The organism is Kocuria sp. HSID17590 (assembly GCF_003989485.1).
Lineage (GTDB): Bacteria > Actinomycetota > Actinomycetes > Actinomycetales > Micrococcaceae > Kocuria > Kocuria salsicia.
Window position 1 is genome coordinate 69,885 of record NZ_RBMB01000011.1, and the last position, 18,573, is coordinate 88,457.

15 protein-coding genes are annotated in these 18,573 nt (G+C 69.2%); 10 read left to right on the plus strand and 5 right to left on the minus strand.

Features of this window, described 5'->3' with window-relative positions; translation table 11 throughout:
* Window positions 1-107 precede the first annotated feature (107 nt).
* Complete coding sequence (locus D8M39_RS05675) at window positions 108-1,673, plus strand: amino acid permease (RefSeq protein ID WP_094393394.1); 1,566 nt, start codon at window positions 108-110, stop codon at window positions 1,671-1,673.
* A 43-nt stretch (window positions 1,674-1,716) separates the two neighbouring features.
* Here the strand turns inward: D8M39_RS05675 and D8M39_RS05680 are convergent, their stop codons facing one another.
* A complete protein-coding gene (locus tag D8M39_RS05680; protein WP_126874598.1) occupies window positions 1,717-2,958 on the minus strand; it encodes an MFS transporter in 1,242 nt (413 codons plus the stop codon).
* A gap of 89 nt (window positions 2,959-3,047) precedes the next feature.
* Between D8M39_RS05680 and D8M39_RS05685 the strand changes: the two genes are divergently transcribed.
* Together D8M39_RS05685 and D8M39_RS05690 are read left to right on the plus strand one after the other, a co-directional pair.
* A complete protein-coding gene (locus D8M39_RS05685) occupies window positions 3,048-3,482 on the plus strand; it encodes an acyl-CoA thioesterase (protein WP_094393395.1) in 435 nt (144 codons plus the stop codon).
* Entirely contained in the window at window positions 3,479-4,393 is a 915-nt protein-coding gene (locus D8M39_RS05690; protein ID WP_126874599.1) for an SMP-30/gluconolactonase/LRE family protein, read from the plus strand. The genes D8M39_RS05685 and D8M39_RS05690 overlap by 4 nt, the downstream gene beginning before the upstream one ends.
* Window positions 4,394-4,423: 30 nt before the next feature.
* On the opposite strand, the gene galK is transcribed toward D8M39_RS05690, so the two are convergent.
* Genes galK through D8M39_RS05705 form a run of 3 tightly spaced genes read right to left on the minus strand, consistent with a single transcriptional unit; the run spans window position 4,424 to window position 7,700 of the window.
* Window positions 4,424-5,701, minus strand: a complete 1,278-nt coding sequence (gene galK / locus D8M39_RS05695; RefSeq protein WP_238693973.1) for a galactokinase — start codon at window positions 5,699-5,701, stop codon at window positions 4,424-4,426.
* 38 nt (window positions 5,702-5,739) lie between these two features.
* On the minus strand, window positions 5,740-6,900 hold the full coding sequence (gene galT, locus D8M39_RS05700) for a galactose-1-phosphate uridylyltransferase (protein WP_094393398.1): 1,161 nt from the start codon (window positions 6,898-6,900) through the stop codon (window positions 5,740-5,742).
* Window positions 6,897-7,700: a DeoR/GlpR family DNA-binding transcription regulator gene (locus D8M39_RS05705; RefSeq protein ID WP_094393399.1), complete on the minus strand. Its 804-nt coding sequence runs from the start codon at window positions 7,698-7,700 to the stop codon at window positions 6,897-6,899. The genes galT and D8M39_RS05705 overlap by 4 nt, the downstream gene beginning before the upstream one ends.
* Window positions 7,701-7,957: 257 nt before the next feature.
* Between D8M39_RS05705 and D8M39_RS05710 the strand changes: the two genes are divergently transcribed.
* The 4 genes from D8M39_RS05710 to D8M39_RS05725 all read left to right on the plus strand — a co-directional run bounded on the left by D8M39_RS05710 (window position 7,958) and on the right by D8M39_RS05725 (window position 11,872).
* The gene (locus tag D8M39_RS05710) at window positions 7,958-9,634 is read left to right on the plus strand and encodes a sodium:solute symporter family protein (RefSeq protein WP_094393400.1); all 1,677 of its coding nucleotides are present in this window, start codon (window positions 7,958-7,960) and stop codon (window positions 9,632-9,634) included.
* Between the two features lie 75 nt (window positions 9,635-9,709).
* Entirely contained in the window at window positions 9,710-10,063 is a 354-nt protein-coding gene (locus D8M39_RS05715) for a hypothetical protein (RefSeq protein WP_179229837.1), read from the plus strand.
* Window positions 10,047-11,006 carry a hypothetical protein gene (locus tag D8M39_RS05720; RefSeq protein WP_161971380.1) on the plus strand — a complete coding sequence of 320 codons (960 nt, stop codon included), beginning with the start codon at window positions 10,047-10,049 and terminating at the stop codon, window positions 11,004-11,006. The genes D8M39_RS05715 and D8M39_RS05720 overlap by 17 nt, the downstream gene beginning before the upstream one ends.
* Before the next feature lie 92 nt (window positions 11,007-11,098).
* Entirely contained in the window at window positions 11,099-11,872 is a 774-nt protein-coding gene (locus tag D8M39_RS05725; RefSeq protein WP_126874602.1) for a TetR/AcrR family transcriptional regulator, read from the plus strand.
* On the opposite strand, the gene D8M39_RS05730 is transcribed toward D8M39_RS05725, so the two are convergent.
* Complete coding sequence (locus tag D8M39_RS05730; protein ID WP_094393403.1) at window positions 11,869-12,441, minus strand: GNAT family N-acetyltransferase; 573 nt, start codon at window positions 12,439-12,441, stop codon at window positions 11,869-11,871. The genes D8M39_RS05725 and D8M39_RS05730 overlap by 4 nt on opposite strands.
* A 140-nt stretch (window positions 12,442-12,581) precedes the next feature.
* Here D8M39_RS05730 and D8M39_RS05735 point away from each other — a divergent pair, with 140 nt between their 5' ends.
* Genes D8M39_RS05735 through D8M39_RS05745 form a run of 3 tightly spaced genes read left to right on the plus strand, consistent with a single transcriptional unit; the run spans window position 12,582 to window position 18,009 of the window.
* A complete protein-coding gene (locus tag D8M39_RS05735) occupies window positions 12,582-14,681 on the plus strand; it encodes a 3-hydroxyacyl-CoA dehydrogenase NAD-binding domain-containing protein (RefSeq protein WP_126874603.1) in 2,100 nt (699 codons plus the stop codon).
* A gap of 52 nt (window positions 14,682-14,733) precedes the next feature.
* The gene (locus tag D8M39_RS05740; RefSeq protein WP_055084491.1) at window positions 14,734-15,975 is read left to right on the plus strand and encodes an acyl-CoA dehydrogenase family protein; all 1,242 of its coding nucleotides are present in this window, start codon (window positions 14,734-14,736) and stop codon (window positions 15,973-15,975) included.
* Window positions 15,976-16,035: 60 nt separating this feature from the next.
* Window positions 16,036-18,009 (plus strand): AMP-binding protein, encoded by a 1,974-nt coding sequence (locus tag D8M39_RS05745; protein ID WP_238693974.1) that lies wholly within the window; start codon window positions 16,036-16,038, stop codon window positions 18,007-18,009.
* The last annotated feature ends 564 nt before the right edge of the window (window positions 18,010-18,573 follow it).

The window sequence follows — 18,573 nt, forward strand, 5'->3', positions numbered from 1 at the left end:
GTGTGCCGCAGGCGATGAACAGCCGACTGAGCGCATAGGCTTCCCCTGTGCACACTGCCGGTCGACGGCGGGTGCGCGATCCCCGTCTCGACCGAAGGTGTACTCGCATGGACTCGAGCCCCTCCGACACGACGCCCACGAGCCGCGCCGAGTCGAACAACCAGTACGTCGCCGAGCAGGAGGGGTACAGCAAGGGGCTCACCGCGCGTCAGATCAACATGATCGCGATCGGCAGCTCCATCGGCACGGGGCTCTTCCTGGGGGCCGGTGGTGGTCTGGCCGACGCCGGGCCCGCTCTGTTCCTGCTGTACGCGGTGGCAGGGTTCTTCGGCTACCTGATCCTGCGCCAGCTCGGCGAGCTCGTCATGCACCGGCCGTCCTCCGGATCCTTCGTCTCGTACACCCGCGAGTTCTACGGGGAGAAGAGCGCCTACTTCGTGGGGTGGATGTACTGGCTCTCGTGGGCCTCCACCACGGTGGTGGACGCCACCGCCATGGCCATCTACGTCAAGTGGTTCGGGCAGTACAGCCAGTTCGTCGCGGACCTGCCCCAGTGGTTGCTGGCCGCGGTGGTGCTGGTGGTCGTGATGATCACCAACCTCATCTCCGTGAAGGTCTTCGGCGAGATGGAGTTCTGGTTCGCCGTGGTCAAGGTCTCCGCCCTTGTGGTGTTCCTGGTCGTGGGCATCATCTTCGTGGTCTTCGGGACCCCCACGGGCGCGCCCACCGGGTTCTCCCTGATCAGCGAGAACGGCGGCATCCTGCCCAACGGCCTGCTCCCCGCGCTCGTGGTCTCCCAGGGCGTGGTCTTCGCCTACTCCGGCATCGAGCTCGTGGGCATCACCGCGGGCGAGACGGAGAACCCCCGCAAGACCATCCCCAAGGCCATCAACACGGTGATCCTCCGCATCGCCCTGTTCTACGTGGGCTCCATCCTGCTCCTCACGCTGCTGCTGCCGTACACCGCGTACTCCGCGGACGAGTCGCCGTTCGTCACGTTCTTCAGCTCCATCGGCGTGGACGGCATCGGGCCCATCATGCAGCTCGTGGTCATCACCGCGGCGCTGTCGTCCCTGAACGCGGGCCTGTACTCCACGGGGCGCATCGTGCACTCCATGGCCATGGCGGGCTCCGCACCCAGGTTCACCGGCAAGATGACGCGCTCGGGCGTTCCCGCCGGCGGCATCATGCTCACCGTGGGGGTGGGCGCGCTGGGCGTGGTGCTGAACTACTTCGTGCCGGAGGAGGCATTCAGCATCGTGCTGAACATCTCCGCGATCGGCATCCTGGTGGGCTGGGCGGCCATCACCCTGCCGCACCAGAAGTTCGTGCGCCTGTCCAAGCAGGGGCTCTACCGCCGCCCCGCGTACCGGGCGCCCTTCGCGCCCTACAGCAACTGGTTCACCATGGTGTTCCTCGTGGGCGTGCTGGTCCTGGTGGCCCTCGACTACCCGCTCGGCACCCTCACGGTGGCCTCGATGGCCGTGGTGGCTCCCATCCTGGTCGTGGGCTGGTTCCTCGTGCGGGACCGCGTTCACGCGATCGCCGCCGAGCGCGAGGGCTTCACGGGAGCCTTCCCCGTGGTCGTGAGTCCGCCCGTGGCCGAGCGCGGACGACGTCGTGATGATCGCCCCGGCAGCACCGGGCGCGTGGACGACCTGGAGCTGCCGTAGTCCGTGCGCTGCCCGGACGGCCACACCAGGCTGGCCCGCGCGCTCAGCGGGCGCGCAGCGTCGTCGTGGTGGTCACGAGGACGAGGACGAGCGCTACGGCGCCGAGCCCCGAGAACCCCACCAGGGAGAGCACCGGGCCCGCGAGCGCTCCGCCCGCAGCGCCGCACAGGTTCATCACCAGGTCGGAGGTGCCCTGCAGCGCGGGGCGGTCCTGGGTCTGCACGGCCTCGGTGACCATGGTGGCCCCGGAGACCGTGGACGCGGACCAGCCCAGCCCCAGCAGGATCAGTGCGGTCAGCACGAGGCCGTGGTGCTCCGCGCCGAACCAGGTGAGCAGCAGTGCCGCGGCGAGCAGCCCCTGGCCGAGCAGCACCGTGGCGGGGCGCCCAATCCGGTCTGCGAGCCAGCCGAAGACGGGGGACAGCGCGTACATCCCGGCCACGTGCAGGGAGATGGTCAGCCCCACCACGTTCAGCGTGGCGCCGTGGCTCGTGAGGTGCACGGGGGTCATGGACATGATGCCCACCATCACGGCGTGGGAGAGCCCCACCACGAGCACCGCGCCCCGGGCGGCGGGCACCGTGCGCAGCAGCGTGAGTCCGCCGGCCGGGCTCGGCCGCTCGCCCACGGAGGCGCCCCGGGAGAGCGCGACCGTCAGGGGGTCCGGGCGCAGACCCACGAAGTAGATGGCGGCGCCCACCGCCTGCGCGCACATCGCGATCACGAAGCCACCCGTGTACTCGGGCAGCCCCAGGGCTCCGCCCAGGGACTCGCTCGGCCCGAAGAGGTTGGGGCCCACCACCGAGCCCACGGTCGTGGACCACACGATGAGCGAGAGGTCCCGCGCGCGGGTGCGCGCCGGGGCGATGTCCGTGGCGGCGAAGCGGGACTGCAGGTTCAGCGCCGTTCCCGCGCCAAGCAGACCCATGCCGGTGAGCAGCACGGGGAAGGTCCCGGTGCTCGCCCCCACCAGGATCACGGCGGCACCGAGGATTGCGACGAACGCGCCGGTGGTCAGGGACGTCCTGCGGCCCCGGCGCTGGGCGAGCCGTGCCAGGGGGATCGCCAGCAGCGCGGCGCCCAGGGTGTTCATGGTGGCGGCCAGCCCGGACAGCGAGCTGCTGCCGGAGACCTCCGTGATCAGCAGGGCGCCGAGCGCGAGCGTGGCACCGGTGCCGAGCCCGCTCATCACCTGGCCCAGCGCCAGGACGGTCAGCACCCTGCGCTGCAGGCGGGCGTCCTGGCCCGGGAGGTCGCCGGACGCGGCCGGGGAGGTGGCGGTCATGCGTCCATCATGGCGCACGACGTCGTGCGGGCCGTCGCCCGCGCCGGCCCCGTTGCCCTCGCCCACCCGCTCCCGCATAGGGTTGAGCCATGGAGCAGCCAGGGGACATCACGTTCCGGACCCGCAAATGGGTGAAGCCCGAGGACCTCAACGCGAACGGCACCCTCTTCGGGGGCTCGCTGCTGCGGTGGATCGACGAGGAGGCCGCGATCTACGCGATCGTGCAGCTGGGCAACCGGCGGGCGGTCACCAAGTACATGTCGGAGATCGAGTTCGTGGCCTCCGCGGTGCAGGGCGACATCATCGAGATGGGCCTGACCGCCACCGCGTTCGGGCGGACGTCCCTGACCATGCGGGCGCAGGTCCGCAACGTCATCACGGGTGAGCTGATCCTGAGCATCGACAAGATCGTGTTCGTGAACCTGGGCGAGGACGGCCAGCCCATCCCGCACGGGTACACGGAGATCACGTACGACCGGGACCGGATTCCCACCCCCAGCAGCCTGAGGAGGCCACAGCAGTGAAGAAGCTGACAGCGCAGAGGATCACCCCGTCCTGGACCTACCACGGGGAGGGTCCGTGCTGGAGCGCCGAGTGGGGCGGTCTGGCCTGGGTGGACATGCTCGCCGGGGACGTCATGACGTTCGGTCCGCAGGACGAGCCGCGCCGGCAGGACGTCGGCGCGGTGGCCGCGTGCGTGCGCCCGCGCGAGACCGGTGGGCAGATCATCGCCGTGGAGCGCGGCGTCGTCCTCACCGACCACGAGGGCACGTTTGTGCGCGAGGTAACTCTCTGGGACACCCCGGACATCAGGATGAACGAGGGCGGCGTGGCCCCGGACGGCTCGTTCTACGTGGGGTCCATGGCCTACGACCAGGCCGAGGGTGCGGCGACGCTCTACCGGGTGGCCCCTGACCTGGACTGGGAGCCGGTGCTCGAGAACGTCACCATCTCCAACGGGATCGCGTGGTCCCCGGACGGCACGCTCGCCTACTACAACGACACCCCGGCGCACGAGATCGTGGTCTTCGACTGGTCCCCGGAGGCGGGGCTGCAGAACCGGCGCAGCTTCGTACGGCCCGTGGTGGACGACGACGCCGCTGCCGCCGCGACGGATCCCGGCGAGCAGTACGAGCCGGGCGGCGTCACCGCCAACCCGGACGGCCTCACCGTGGACTCGGAGGGTGCGGTGTGGACCGCGCTCAACGGCGCCGGCCAGGTGCACCACTACCTGCCGGACGGCACCCTGGACGCCGTGGTGTCGGTGGGCGCCAAGCAGGTCACGGCGTGCGCCCTGGGCGGGGAGGACCTGCGCACGCTCTACATCACGACGTCGCGCGAGAACCTTCCCGCGGACGTCCAGCCCACGGCGGGGTCCCTCTACTCCGTGCGCGTGGCGGTGCCCGGGCAGGTCACGAGGGCGTTCGCGGGCTGAGGATCGGGTGGTGAGGACCCGCCGCAGGCCTTACGTCTCCCGGCGTGCGGGGCCCGAGGGGGCGGCCACGAGAAAGGTGGGCGCCGTGAGGTGCCGTGCCTCGAACGCCTCGGCCACCGCTTCTGCCACCACGGACACGTCGTCCCCGTGCACCAGCGCGATGGCGGAGCCGCCGAACCCGCCCCCGGTCATGCGTGCTCCCAGGGCACCCGCCTTCTGAGCGGCGGAGACGGCCACGTCCAGCTCGGGGCACGAGACCCGGTAGTCGTCGCGCAACGAGAGGTGGGAATCGTTCAACAGCCGGCCCAGCCGACTCCATCTGGTTCCGTCCCGCGGAACGGTGGAGCGGTCGTCGAAGAGGTCCTGGCACTGCTGGACCCGCACCATCTCGGACCACGCGTGTCGCAGCAGGGGCGTGATCCTGGCAGCCTGTGCGGGTGAGGTGTTCCGGGACGGATCCTGGGCGCCCCGCTCCCAGTCAGCGAGCAGGTGCGTCAGGCGTTCCGACGTGGGCGCACCGTCGAACGCATCGCGCAGCGTGGTGACACCTAGCGTCGATCGGGCATCCTCGCATGCGGCTCGGCGCTGCGCGTACTGGCCGTCCACGAGGCGGTGCGGTGCGTTGGTGTCGATGACCAGCAGCGCCAGGCCCGCTCCGGCCACGTCGATGTCGACCGGCGCCACCGAGAAGTCGCGGCAGTCGATGGAGAGCACCGATCCCTCCCTGGCCTGCAGGGCGATGGACTGGTCCATGCCGCCGGTGGAGGCGCCCGCGATCTCGTTCTCGGCGCGCACACAGGCGGCTGCGAGGCGGCGCCTTCCCTCGGAGGTCGCGGCGAGCAGCGCACGCGTCGGATCCGTGGCCGACGCCGCGTGGTCCACGGCCAGCGCGATGGCACACTCTAGTGCGGCGGACGAGGACAGGCCCGCGCCCAGCGGCACGGTGGAGTCCACGGCCACGTCGAGACCGAGGTGGGCTGCGGCGTCTTCGTCGATCAGGCCTTCATGGGCCATGGCCCACGGCACCCCGACCACGTAGGAGAACCACCCGGTGGCGGTGGCACCGGGAGCGACCTCTGCGAGAGTCGCGCGCTGCACGCCTTCGGCCTGCGCGGAGACGGCCTGGTAGACCCCGTCGGTGCGTGGCGAGACGGCCACGAAGGTGCGCTGGGGCAGTGCCAGGGGCATCACGGTGCCGCCGCTGTAGTCCACGTGCTCACCCAGCAGGTTCACGCGGCCCGGCGCCGAGAACACCGCGTCCGGTGTGAAACCCCATGCGGCGTGGAACAAGTCGGTGACCCCGTTCACCAGTTCCTGGTCGGGTCGCTCAGGGGACCACGCGGCACTCACGACGCGAGCTCCCGGAACCGCGCGGCGATCCGCTCTGGGGTCGTGTCGTTGACCCATGCGCCCAGCCCTGATTCTGCGCCGGCTAGATACTTGAGTTTCCCTGGCGCGCGCAGCACGGAGAATACGTGGAGCCACATGCGGGAGATGTCCGGGCCGCCACGCGTGGGCACCTGATGCCATACGGAGATGTAGGGCACGTGCTGGATGCCCGGGAAGAACCGGTCCAGGCGCCCCAGCAGGTCCACGTAGAGACGTGTGAGTTCGTCTTTCTCGGGATCCGAGAGATCCGTGAAGTCGCGGGCAGCCCGGCGGGGGACCACCATGAACTCCACGGGCCACTTGGCGGCGTAGGGAACGTAGGCCACCCAGCTCGGGGTCTGCGCGATCACCCGGACCTTCTGTTCCAGCTCCCCGTCGAGGACGTCTTGCAGCAGGTCGCCGCCCGTGCGTGCGGTCCACGTGGCCGCCCGGCGCTGTACCGCAGCGGTGTAGGGGGGAAGGTCGGAGAACGCGTAGATCTGGCCGTGGGGATGGTGCAGGGTCACTCCGATCTCCTCGCCGCGGTTCTCGAACGGCACCACCTGCACCACGTCGGACATGGCTTGGAGCTCGTGGGCGCGGTGCGTCCACGCCTCGACCACGGTCCTCGCGCGGGAGATCCCGAGCGTGGCGAAAGATCCCTCCCGGTCGGGGGTGAAGCACACGACCTCGCACCGACCGGCGGGGGTCGTCTCGTGGAAGAGCGGTTCGTCGCGCAGTGTCTCCAGGTCCCCCTGGAGAGACGGGAAGCGGTTCTCGAAGACCACCACGTCGTAGTTTGGTTCGGGGATCTCCGAGGCCACGGTGCCACGGCCGGCGGGTGCCAAGGGATCCTCGTTGGCCGGGGGCAGGAAAGTGCGGTTCATGCGGTGTGCCGCGAGCGTCACCGGGTCCCCGGTCAGCGGGTCCGTACGGGTGGCGGCGGCCTCGTGCGGAGGGAGCTGCCGCGGGTCCAGCGGGCGGGGGTCGTGGATCTCGCGGGTCAGGGTGCCGGAGAGGTACGGCTCGGAGTCGTCGAAGAAAATGATCTCCCGGTCGTCGGCGAGCCGTCCGCGGGTGATCCGCACGGGATGTCCAGCGTCGGCCTCGGGAGAGAGAAGGGCGGGATCCGGGTTCATGATGCAATGACCACCTTGTTGACGTTGTCCTTCAGAAATTGGAGTGCAGGGTCGCTCAGCCCGGAATCCGTGATCACGGTGTCCACTGCGTCCCAGTGGGCGAACCCGCTCAGCCCGGTGAGTCCCCACTTGGAGGAGTCGAAGACCGCCACCACATCCCGTGCGGAGCGGATCAGTGCGCGATTGGTGCGTGCTTCGTCGGGATTGGGCGTGGACAGTCCCCTCGGGTCCGCGCCGTGCGTGCCCATGAACACGAGGTCCACGTGCAGCTCCGCGAGCGCGGCGTCGGCGAGAGGTCCCACGAGCGCGTCAGACGGTGTCCTCTGGCCCCCCGTGAGCAGTACCCGTGAGGGCGGGGCAACCGGTGCAGGGCCTCCTGGCAAGCCCCCGCGGGCGGTACGGAAGAACTCGTCCGCCGCGGGGAGGGAGTTGGTGACCACCGAGAGGTCCTGGAGATCCGTCCGTTTCGTGACGTGCTGCGCGAGCCGCAGACAGGTGGTGCCAGCAGAGAACCCCACGGACATCCCCGGTTCCACGAGTCGGGCCGCCGCGTCCGCGATCAGGTCCTTGGCTCGGGCGTTCAGACCGGACTTCTCCGCGAAGGCCGGCTCGAGGCCCGATCCGGCGGCCTCAGCCCCACCATGGACTCGCGTGAGCAGGCCCTGTTCCTCGAGTTCCTTGAGATCCCGCCGAACAGTCATGGCAGAAACCGCCAAGAGTTCGGCGAGGTCGTGGACGTGGGCGCTGCCCCTGACCTGGACCTCGTGCAGGATCCGCTTTCTGCGCTGCTCGGCAAGCATGTGGTTCCCCCTGTGCCGTGGGCGTGCGGTCTAGGACGGGCGTCCGAGATCGCGGTGACGAGTCGTCGCCCTCACGTCATTGTGGCACGAAATGTTCAAATATGAACATGTTGGTACGAGGGCCACGTCGGGCTGCATGTTTCAAATTTTGCGAAAGAGTGGTGCTTGACACAGATTGCATGTAGGGTGACGCGCAATAATGATCATAAACAAACAACTGTGAACACGGTGTTCCGGGCACAACAAGGAGCCGAGCTATGGTTCTCGCCGAAGCCAGCAGCAGCCTCAGGCTGTCCCTGTCCTGGGTCGACTATCTGATCCTTTTCGTGTACTTCGCCGCTGTCATCGGCATCGGGCTTGCCGCGCGCCGTCGCGTGAAGACCAGCATGGACTTCTTTCTCTCGGGCCGCTCGATGCCGGCGTGGATCACCGGCCTGGCGTTCGTCTCGGCGAACCTCGGCGCCACCGAGATTCTGGGCATGGCCGCCAACGGCGCTGAGATCGGAATGTCCACGCTGCACTACTACATCATCGGTGCCGTGCCGGCCATGGTGTTCCTTGGCCTGGTCATGATGCCCTTCTACTACGGCTCGAAGGTGCGTTCCGTGCCGCAGTTCATGCTCAGACGGTTCGGTCGGCCTGCCCACCTCGTGAACTCGCTGGCCTTCGCAATCTCCAACGTGCTCATCGCCGGCATCAATCTCTACGCCATGGCCATCATCATCGAGGCCATGATCGGGTGGCCCCAGTGGGTCGCCATCCTGGTCTCCGCCGGGTTCGTGCTGCTCTACATCACCCTGGGCGGCCTCTCGGGCGCCATCTACAACGAGGTCATGCAGTTCTTTGTGATCATCGCCGGTCTGGTGCCCCTGACGGTCGTTGGTCTGCACCGCGTGCACGGCTGGTCAGGCTTGAAGGAGGCCCTGCTGAGCACGGAGGGCATCTCCCGGCTGCACCTCTCCGCCTGGCAGGGCACGGGCATCGGGGACGTCACCAACCCGATCGGCGCCAACTGGCTGGCCATCGTCCTCGGACTGGGCTTCGTGCTCTCCTTCGGCTACTGGACCACGAACTTCACCGAGGTCCAGCGGGCGTTCTCCGCCAAGAACATGTCGGCCGCCCGTCGCACACCGCTCATCGGTGCGTTCCCGAAGCTGTTCATCCCGTTCATCGTGGTCATCCCGGGCCTGATCGCGGCGGCCACGGTCGGCAATCAGTTCGCGGACGGAACGCTCGAGTACAACCACGCGATCCCCAAGCTGATCCAGATGTACCTTCCCTCGGGGGTTCTGGGTGTCGCAGTGACCGGTCTGATGGCCTCGTTCATGGCGGGTATGGCGGCCAATGTGTCCAGCTTCAACACGGTGTTCACGTACGACATCTGGCAGGAGTACATCAAGCCGAACATGCCGGACGCGCATTACCTATCCGCGGGCCGGGTGGTCACAGCCGTGGGTGTGGTGATCGGCATCGGCACAGCCTTCCTCGCGGCCCAGTTCGGCAACATCATGACCTACATGCAGACGCTGTTCTCGTTCTTTAACGCGCCGTTGTTCGCCGTGTTCATTCTCGGTCTGCTGTGGAAGCGCATGACGCCCGCCGCGGGGTTGTGGGGCTACGTCGCGGGGATCATTGCCCCGACCATCGTGTGGATCGCCTACCTCAACGACGAGACGCTCTTCGGCTCCGCCACGGCCGAGACCATGTACGGGTCCATCGCCTCCTTCGTCACGGTCATCGTCATCTCCGTGCTCGTCACGTTCGTCTCCACGCCGAAGCCCGTCGAACAACTCAGTGGTCTGGTCTACGGGGTCGGCACGATCGACGTCCACGACGACGCCGCCGCAGGAGACGCCGCCTGGTACCGGTCCCCGGCCCTGCTGGGAACCGTGGCGCTCGTCCTGTGCGTGCTGCTGTACCTGCCCTTCCTGTGATCGACCCAAGCCCTGCCAGACCTCTCACCACGCATCCGGCGCCCCGGGGCCCGGAGACACGACAGGAGACATGCCATGAGCAACACCAGTGAGGACGCACCCCGACGGGTGCACCTGAGCGACGAAGCGAAGCGGGACCTGATCCGTTACACCCGGCGCACCGACCTGCGCCGGATCATCGGGGCCATCTTCGTCTTCTACGGCGTGGTGGTGACCCTGACGGGTGTGGTGGATCCCGCCGCGGACGTCGCGAAGACCGGCGGGATCCACATCAACCTCTGGACCGGTCTGTGCATGTTGCTGGCCGGGATCCTGTTCTTCGTGTGGGACAGGCTCTCCCCGGTGCCGGAGGAGGACATTGTCGACAGCGCGGAGTTTGAAGAGATCCACAAGGCTGAGGGCGCTGGTCAGCTTGACCGACGCGACTGACTCGTCGGCGTGGGTCCACACGGTCCGTGGCCCTACCGGCACGGCGGTGGTCGCGCCACGGGGAGCCGCGCTGCTGTCCTTCACCACCCCGTCGGGGGAGCACCTGGTGCTGGCCACGGAATCCGACGGCCGCCGCGCGGACTGCTCCGGGGCAGTCCTGGCGCCCTGGACGAACAGGATCCGTGACGGCCGGTACGACTTCCAGGGCAAGACTCACACGCTTCCGCTCACGGAGCCGGAGCGCGGCGCGGCGGTGCATGGCCTCGTGCTGGGTGCGCTCTGGACCCGGGACCGGAGCGCATCGTCTTCGTCGCGCCTAGTGCTGCGCCACGAGCTCGCGCCTAGCCCCGGGTATCCGCACCGGCTGAACCTCGCGTGCTCATACGAGGTAACAGACGCAGGGCTGACGGTCACAGTGACGGCCCGCAACTGCGGCCGTGACAGCGCGCCTTATGCCGTGGGGGGTCACCCGTACCTGATCCCGCCGTCGTCCCCGGAGGCGGCGGGACGGCCGGGTCGTGTGGATCTATGGCGCCTGGAAGTGCCCGCTGGGACCTGCCTGGTCACGGATTCGGATCGTTTGCTGCCCCTGGGCTCGGCGCCGGTGGATGGTTCTGCCGAGGACTTCCGTGCCGGACGTAGCCTGAGGGGAGCTCGGCACGACGTCGCCCTCGGAGATCTCGCCCGTGATTCGACGGGGTGTTTCTCGTGCCGCCTCACGGGCGACGACGGGCGGGCCACGGTCATGAACTGCGGCCAGGGCGTCCGCTGGATCCAGGTCTACACGGATGACCAGGGGGCGGAGGGGGCTACCCGCAGGGCAGTGGCGGTCGAGCCCATGAGCGCCCCGGCGGACGCGTTCAACTCGGAGCAGGATCTTACGGTCCTCGCTCCAGGCGAGGAACATCGTCTCTGGTGGCGCATCGGCCAGGAGTCCGATTGACCGCCCGATGACGGGTCGTGCGACTGCGTCTCAATCCGGTTACCCTTTTCCTACAGGCCTGCCGAGGGGGCTGTAGGCCCGAGGAGGACGAGATGGAACAGACGCAAGGTGCCCCGGAGGACGTGGTGACGCGTTCCATCCGCATGCTCGCGGACCACGGCTATCTGGAGACCACGGTGGAGCAGCTCGCGCAGGCCGCCGGGATCAGCCGCGCCACCTTCTTCCGCAAGTACGGGAGCAAGGAGGACGTGGTCTTCGCGGACCACGCGGCCACGCTGGAGCGGCTCGAGTCGCTGCTGAGCAGGCCCGGTCTCCCGCCCCGCAGGGGCCTCGCGGAGGGCGCGCAGCTCGTGTTCCGCCACCACCTGGACCACACGGAGCGGTCCGTGGCCCGGCACGACCTGCTGCAGGGCGTGGAGTCGCTGCGGGACCGCGAGATCGCCATGTCCTCGCGCTACGAGCGTGTCTTCCAGGCGTTCCTCCGGGACGCCCTGCCCCCCTCCGATGACCGAAGGGTCACGGCGGTGGCGCTCGCGGCGGCCACGGTGGCCGTGCACAACGCCTTCCTGCGCACGTGGCTGCGGGACCCGAGTCCGGTCGGCGGCGAGCAGCTCGCGGCCTCGCTCGACCAGCGCGTGGCGTGGCTGTGCACCGTCTTCGACGTCGACCCCCCGGCCAGGGGCGGTCTCGGGCCGGTGGACCTGGTGCGCGTGTCGGACGGGATCTCGTGGGAGGCCGGGGGCGACGACGCCGCGGCGCGCTCCGAGGGCCCCGCGCCGATCGTCGTCGTCGTCCCGCAGGGCACGGACCCGGAGGCCGCCGCGGAGCGCACCGCACGGTCCGTGTACGAGGCGCTGCGCTCCTAGTCCGCGCGCCGCTCCTGACTCGCGCGCCGTTCCGACTCCAGGACGGCGTAGAGCAGCTCGTCCCGCCACTCGCCCAGCTGCCGGTGGCTCTCGTGCAGGGTGGCCTCGTGGCGCATGCCCAGACGTTCGCAGACCCGGGCCGAGGCCGTGTTGAGACTGTCCAGGCGCGCGAAGACGCGGTGGGCGCCGAGCTGCTCGAAGGCCAGGTCCACGGCGGCGCCGGCCGCCTCGCTCGCGTACCCCCTGCCGGTGTGGTCCGGGTGCAGGGCCCAGCCGATCTCCACCTGGGCGGACTGCGCGTCCACGAGGGTGAGCACGATCTCCCCCACCAGCTCCTCGGAGTCCCGGGGTGAGAGCGCGAGCCGCAGGCTGTCCCCGTCCGAGGCCCAGTCCCGAGGCCCCCGGTGCGCCTCGACGGTGCGCACCACGTGGTCGAGGTCCCGCGGCGCTCGCCAGGCGTGGACCGCGTAGTCCTCGCGGGACTGGTAGGAGTGCATGGGTTCGATGTCGGCTTCTGTGGGCCACCGCAACTGCAGGCGGCCGGAACGCAACGGCAGCTGGAGAGTCATTGCGCCCAGCCTATCCAGGGCCCTCGCGGGGGCGGTGCGCGGTGACACCGCATGTCTTGACGTGAGACTGCGTCTCAGGGCAGACTGAGCCGCAGTTATGTGGTCCACACCACCCCTCCCTGAGACACAGGAGCGCAAGCGTGAGCGAACAGTCCTTCCCGTCCACCGTGACCATCACCGTGACCCGGCCGGTGCTGCCCGGCCGGGAGAAGCCCATTGCGCTGGTGTCCCTGGACTCCACCGCCCCCAACGGCCTCGTGATCTGGGGCTCCGCGGCCATGCGGGACCTGCAGCGTGAACTGTCCGCGATCGACACCTCCGAGGTGGAGGCCGTGGTCGTCACGGGCAACACCAAGTCCTTCGGCGCTGGCGCCAACCTCAAGGAGATCCGCGCGGCGCAGCTCAGCGGCACCTCGGACGAGTACGTGGGCTCGGGCCACGACGCCTTCGGTGTCCTCGCGGAGATGGACGTCCCCACGTTCTCGCTCATCACGGGCGTGGCCCTGGGTGGGGGCATGGAGCTGGCGCTGCACACGGACTACCGTCTCTCCACCGCGGGCAAGGCCCCCATGGGCCTGCCGGAGTGCCACCTGGGCTTCTTCCCCGGGTGGGGCGGCGTCTACCTGCTGCCGCACCTCGTGGGAGCGGAGGCCGCGCTGAACGTGATCGTCACGGACTCCATGCGGGGCAAGAACCTCAACCCCGCCAAGGCCGCGGAGATCGGGCTGGTGGACGCGGTGCTGGACGGCGCCCCCGGCACCGAGGAGTGGGAGACGTCCTGGCAGAACTGGGTCGTGGAGACCCTGGAGGGCAAGCACGAGCCCCGTCGCACCACGGAGGACGCCCAGACCTGGGACGCCGCCGTGGAGAAGGCCGCTGCGAAGGCCGAGAAGGCCTGGCACGGTGCGGCTCCCGGGCCGGTGGCCGCCATCGAGCTCGTGGGTCGTGCGCGCACCGAGTCCCGCGAGGCCAACGGCGCCGCCGCCGTCGAGGCGTTCAAGGAGATCGTGCAGTCCGAGCCCGCCCGCGCGTCCCTGTACGCGTTCGAGCTCGTGAGCGCCCGCAGCAAGCAGGCCGCCAACGTCCCGGACGCCCCGGTGCGTGAGATCAAGAAGGCCGCCGTGATCGGCGCGGGCCTGATGGCGGGCCAGCTCGCGTCCCTGCTCGCGCAGGGTGCGGGCATCCCCGTGGTCATGACGGACCTGGACGACGAACGTCTCGAGGCCGGTGTGCAGCGCACCCGCGAACGCTTCCTGGCCCAGGCCCAGAAGGGGCGCATGAGCGAGGAGAAGGCGCAGCAGCTCGGTGCGCTGATCACCGGCGCGAAGAGCCCCGAGGACCTTGCGGACGCGGACTTCGTGATCGAGGCCGTCTTCGAGGAGATGGACGTCAAGCGCCAGGTCTTCGCGCAGTGGGAGCCGGTGATCCGTGAGGACGCGATCCTCGCCACCAACACCTCGTCCCTGTCCATCACGGAGATGGGCCGGGATCTCAAGCACCCGGAGCGCCTCGTGGGCTTCCACGTGTTCAACCCGGTGGAGGTCACCCCGTTGCTCGAGATCATCGCGGGGGAGAAGACGGACGACTCCACCCTGGCCACCGCGTTCGACCTCGCCGCCAAGATGCGCCGCATCGCCGTGCGCGTGCAGGACGCCCCGAGCTTCGTGGTGAACCGTGTGCTGACCCGCATGTTCGACTCGATCGGCCGCGCCGTGGACGCGGGCGGAGATCCCCGCGCCGTGGACCACGCACTGGACCCCATGGGCCTGCCCATGACCCCGCTGCAGCTGCTCGACTTCGTGGGCCCTGCGGTCCTGGTGCACATCACGCACACCATGAATGCGGCGTACCCGGACCGTTTCACGCTCTCGCCGTGGCTCGACGCCGTCGCGGACGCCGGGCTGCGCAACACCCTGCCGCCGCGCGGGGAGACCTCCGAGACCTACCTCGCGGAGGGGGCCCAGCAGGCACTGGAGCGCACCCGCCAGGAGAGCGGGGTGGCGGACCGCTCGGACGACGGCGCGGACGGCCACCTGCTGACCAGCGTCCAGGACGCGCTCGCGGAGGAGATCGGCCACATGCTGGACGAGGGCGTGGTGGCCACGGCCCGGGACGTGGACCTCTGCATGATCCTCGGTGCCAACTACCCGTTCCACATGGGCGGCATCACCCCCTACCTCGACTACACGGGCGCCTCCGAGCGCGTCCGCGGGCAGCGCTTCGACGCCGCCCAGCAGTAGTCCCCTTCCACCACTGAGCATCGAGCACTGGCTCGAGCACCAAGGAGTGATCATGACCACCGACAACACGGCATCCGCCACGCAGACGTTCCCCGTGGGCACCATGGAGCCGGAGTACACGCTGAACGAGGCGCTGGACACGGACGAGGCCGGCACGTTCGCCGAGATCTCGGACGAGGACCGCGCCCACTGGATGCGCGCCCGCGCGTTCGTCCAGGAGGACGTCCTCCCGGTGATCGGCGAGTACTGGGACAACAGCGAGTACAACCTGGACCTCGTGGCGCGCATGGGCGAGCTGGACCTGCTGCGCGACGGCGTGGACGTTCCCGGCTACCCGCCCATGTCCAAGATGGCGGCGGGGCTGATCAGCATGGAGCTCTCCCGCGGTGACGGCTCCATCTCCACGGTCGCGGGGGTGCAGGGCGGTCTGGCCATGCGCTCGATCGCCATGTGCGGCAGCGACGAGCAGAAGCAGCGCTGGCTGCCGGACATGGCCGCCGGCAAGCTGCTGGGCTCGTTCGCGCTGACGGAGCCCACTCACGGCTCGGACTCGATCGGCCTGGAGACCTCCGCGGTCCCCGTGGAGGGCGGCTACGTCCTCAACGGCGAGAAGAAGTGGATCGGCAACGGCTCCATGGGCGGGATCACCGTGGTGTGGGCGCGCAGCAGCGAGGATGGCAAGGTCCTCGGCTTCGTGGTCCCCCAGGACTCCGAGGGCTACACCGCCACCACCATCACCGGCAAGCTCTCCCTGCGCGCCATCCACCAGGCGCACATCCGCATGGAGAACGTCTTCGTGCCCACGGAGAACGTGCTGCCCAAGGCGCAGTCGTTCAAGGACACCTCCGCGGTGCTCTTCGCCACGCGCATCGGCGTGGCCTGGGCCGCCGTGGGCCACGCCCAGGCCTGCTACGAGAGCGCCGTGCAGTACGCCGCGCAGCGCAAGCAGTTCGGTCGTCAGCTGGCCGCCTCGCAGATCGTGCAGGAGCGCCTGGCCCGGATGCTGAGCGAGCTCACGCAGATCCAGACGCTCGTGATGGCCATGGCGCGCAAGGAGGAGGCGGGCTCCCTCACGGGCTCGCAGGCCTCCCTCGCCAAGTTCACGGCCACGCGCACGGCACGTCAGATCGCTGCGAACGCTCGTGATCTGCTGGGCGGCAATGGCATCCTGTTGGAGAACCGTGTCGCACGTCACTTCGCGGACGTGGAGGCCATCCACACCTACGAGGGGACTGAGACGGTCCAGGCGCTGATCATCGGCAAGTCGATCACCGGGATCTCCGCCTACAACTGAGTCGCCTCCAACTGAGCGGCCAGCACCGCGCCCTCCGGGGCCTGACCCGCAGGGAGCACCATGTTCGCCAACTCCGAGCCGCTGACCCCGCTGCGCTTCCTGGAGCGCAGCGCGGAGGTCTTCCCCCGCCGTCGCGCCGTGGTGCACGGCACGCAGGAGTGGACCTGGGAGCAGTTCGAGCGGGACGTCCGGCGTTTCGCCACGGCGCTGCTGCCCCACCTGCGGGACGGCGGGGCCGCCACGGCGAACGGCGAGCAGGAGGCACAGGCCTCCGGCCCGGGAGTGGCGCACACCCACCTCGGGACCGGAGCGTCAGGTCTGGTCCCGGCCTCCATTCCGGGTCACGGCGACGACGCCGCCCGCCCGGGTGCCGAGCCCTCCGCGGCCAAGGCGCCCGGGCGGGGGATGGGCCAGGCAACCCCCAGCGGCGGGGTCGCAGCTCCTGCCTCACCGGGCGCTGCCGCGTCGTCTGATCCCTCATCGGCATCGGCATCGGCATCGGCATCGGGCGGGACGGATCCCGGCACTCGCAGTGGACGCGGTAGCGGCACAGCGGGCGAGGAGTTCCAGGGCGCGGAGCTGCTGAACCGTTCCTGGCCCACGGTGGCCGTGATAGCCCCGAACGTTCCCGCCGCGCTCATGGCGCACTACGCGGTGCCCGCCGCGGGCGCCGTGCTCGTTCCGCTGAACCCCCGCCTGAGCGCCCGGGAGCTGAGCTACATCCTGGAGCACTGCGAGGCGCGGGTGGTCCTCGCGGACGTCTCCGTGCTCGACGTCGTGGCCGAGGCCCTCGGCGACCGCTCCGGCGTCACTCTCATCCAGATCCCCGACGAGCAGGCGGATCTCCCCGCCGTCCGCGACGGCGCGGGGGACGGGGTGCCCACGTTCGAGGAGTTCCTGGACGTGGAGCCGCTCGAGGCGGCGGGCGTGGGGGACGCGGCGCGCGGCGTCGTCGGCTACGGCGTGGCGGACGAGAACGCGCCCATCACGCTGAACTACACCTCGGGGACCACGGGCCGGCCCAAGGGCGTGCTCTACGCGCACCGCGGGGCCTACCTCAACAGCCTGGGCGAGGTCTTCCACAACGGCTTCGGTGGCGACACCCGCTACCTGTGGACGCTGCCCATGTTCCACTGCAACGGGTGGTGCACCACGTGGGCGGTCACCGCGGCGGGCGGCACGCACGTGTGCCTGCGTGCTGTGCGGGCTGACGAGATCTGGCGCGCCTTCGACGAGCAGGGGATCACCCACCTGTGCGGGGCGCCCGCTGTGTGCTCGGTGATCGTGGACGCGGAGCAGGCGCACCCCCTGGAGAAGCCCGTCCGCATCACGACCGCCGGTGCCCCTCCCGCCCCCAGCATCATCGAGCGGCTGGAGACGGCGGGATTCGACATCGTGCACGTCTACGGCCTCACGGAGGTCTTCGGGCCCATCACCATCTGCGAGCCGCAGGAGGAGTGGGTGGATCTTGCGCCGGCCGAGCGGGCGCAGCAGATGTCCCGGCAGGGCGTGGCCATGATCCAGGCGGAGTCCGCGCGCGTGGTCGACACCGAGGGCCAGGACGTCCCCGCGGACGGGGAGACGCTGGGGGAGGTCGTGCTGCGGGGCAACAACGTGATGATCGGCTACTACAAGGACCTGCCCGCCACCCGCAAGGCCTTCGACGGCGGGTGGTTCCACACCGGGGACCTGGGAGTCATGCACCCCAATGGGTACATCCAGCTGCGGGACCGGGCGAAGGACATCATCATCTCCGGTGGTGAGAACATCTCCTCCATCGAGGTGGAGCAGGCGCTCTACTCGCACCCGGACGTCATCGACGTCGCCGTGGTGGGGGTCGCCCACGAGAAGTGGGGCGAACGACCGGTGGCCCACGTGGTGCGAGCTGGCGGTTCCACGGTGAGCGAGGACGAGCTGCGGGAGCACGTGCGCGGACAGCTCAGCCGATTCAAGGTCCCGGACACCATCACCTTCAGCGACGAGCTGCCCCGAACCGCCACGGGCAAGGTGCGGAAGAACCTCCTCAGGGGCTGATCCAGGGCTGAGCCGGCGGGGCTCTGGGGCAAGCCCGGAGGCCCGTGGGAACCTCGCCCGGGGGCTCGTGGGGCCGGGGGAGCGGCAGTTTTGCGCAGGTCCGAAGCCGTGTGTAATGTATTCCGAGTCGCCGCCAGGACGGACAGCCGAGAGCTGGCCGGGCAGGTCGACAAGCTTCCTGTTCCAGAACGGAACGCGAACGGCGTGTGAACGCCGGGTTGCGAACCGGATGAGGAACGGATAAGCTAGTCGAGTTGCCGCGAGGACAGCTGAAGAGCTTCCAAGCATGCGGCACTCAAACTTCCAATCGATGGCCTCGACAGAGGCTTTGATGTGGTGTGTTGTTTGTCAACTCAATAGTGTGTCTAGTTTGTTGATACCAAAGTTTTATATTTTTGGTTGATGGCCCGACGCCTTTTCAGGTGTTTTCCCGTTTTCTGGGGGTGTTGGGTGTCAGCTGGGATCCCACCTGGCCGCCATGTTTGTGGTGGTGGGTGGTTTCTGTTGAAGTTTTTTGACGGAGAGTTTGATCCTGGCTCAGGACGAACGCTGGCGGCGTGCTTA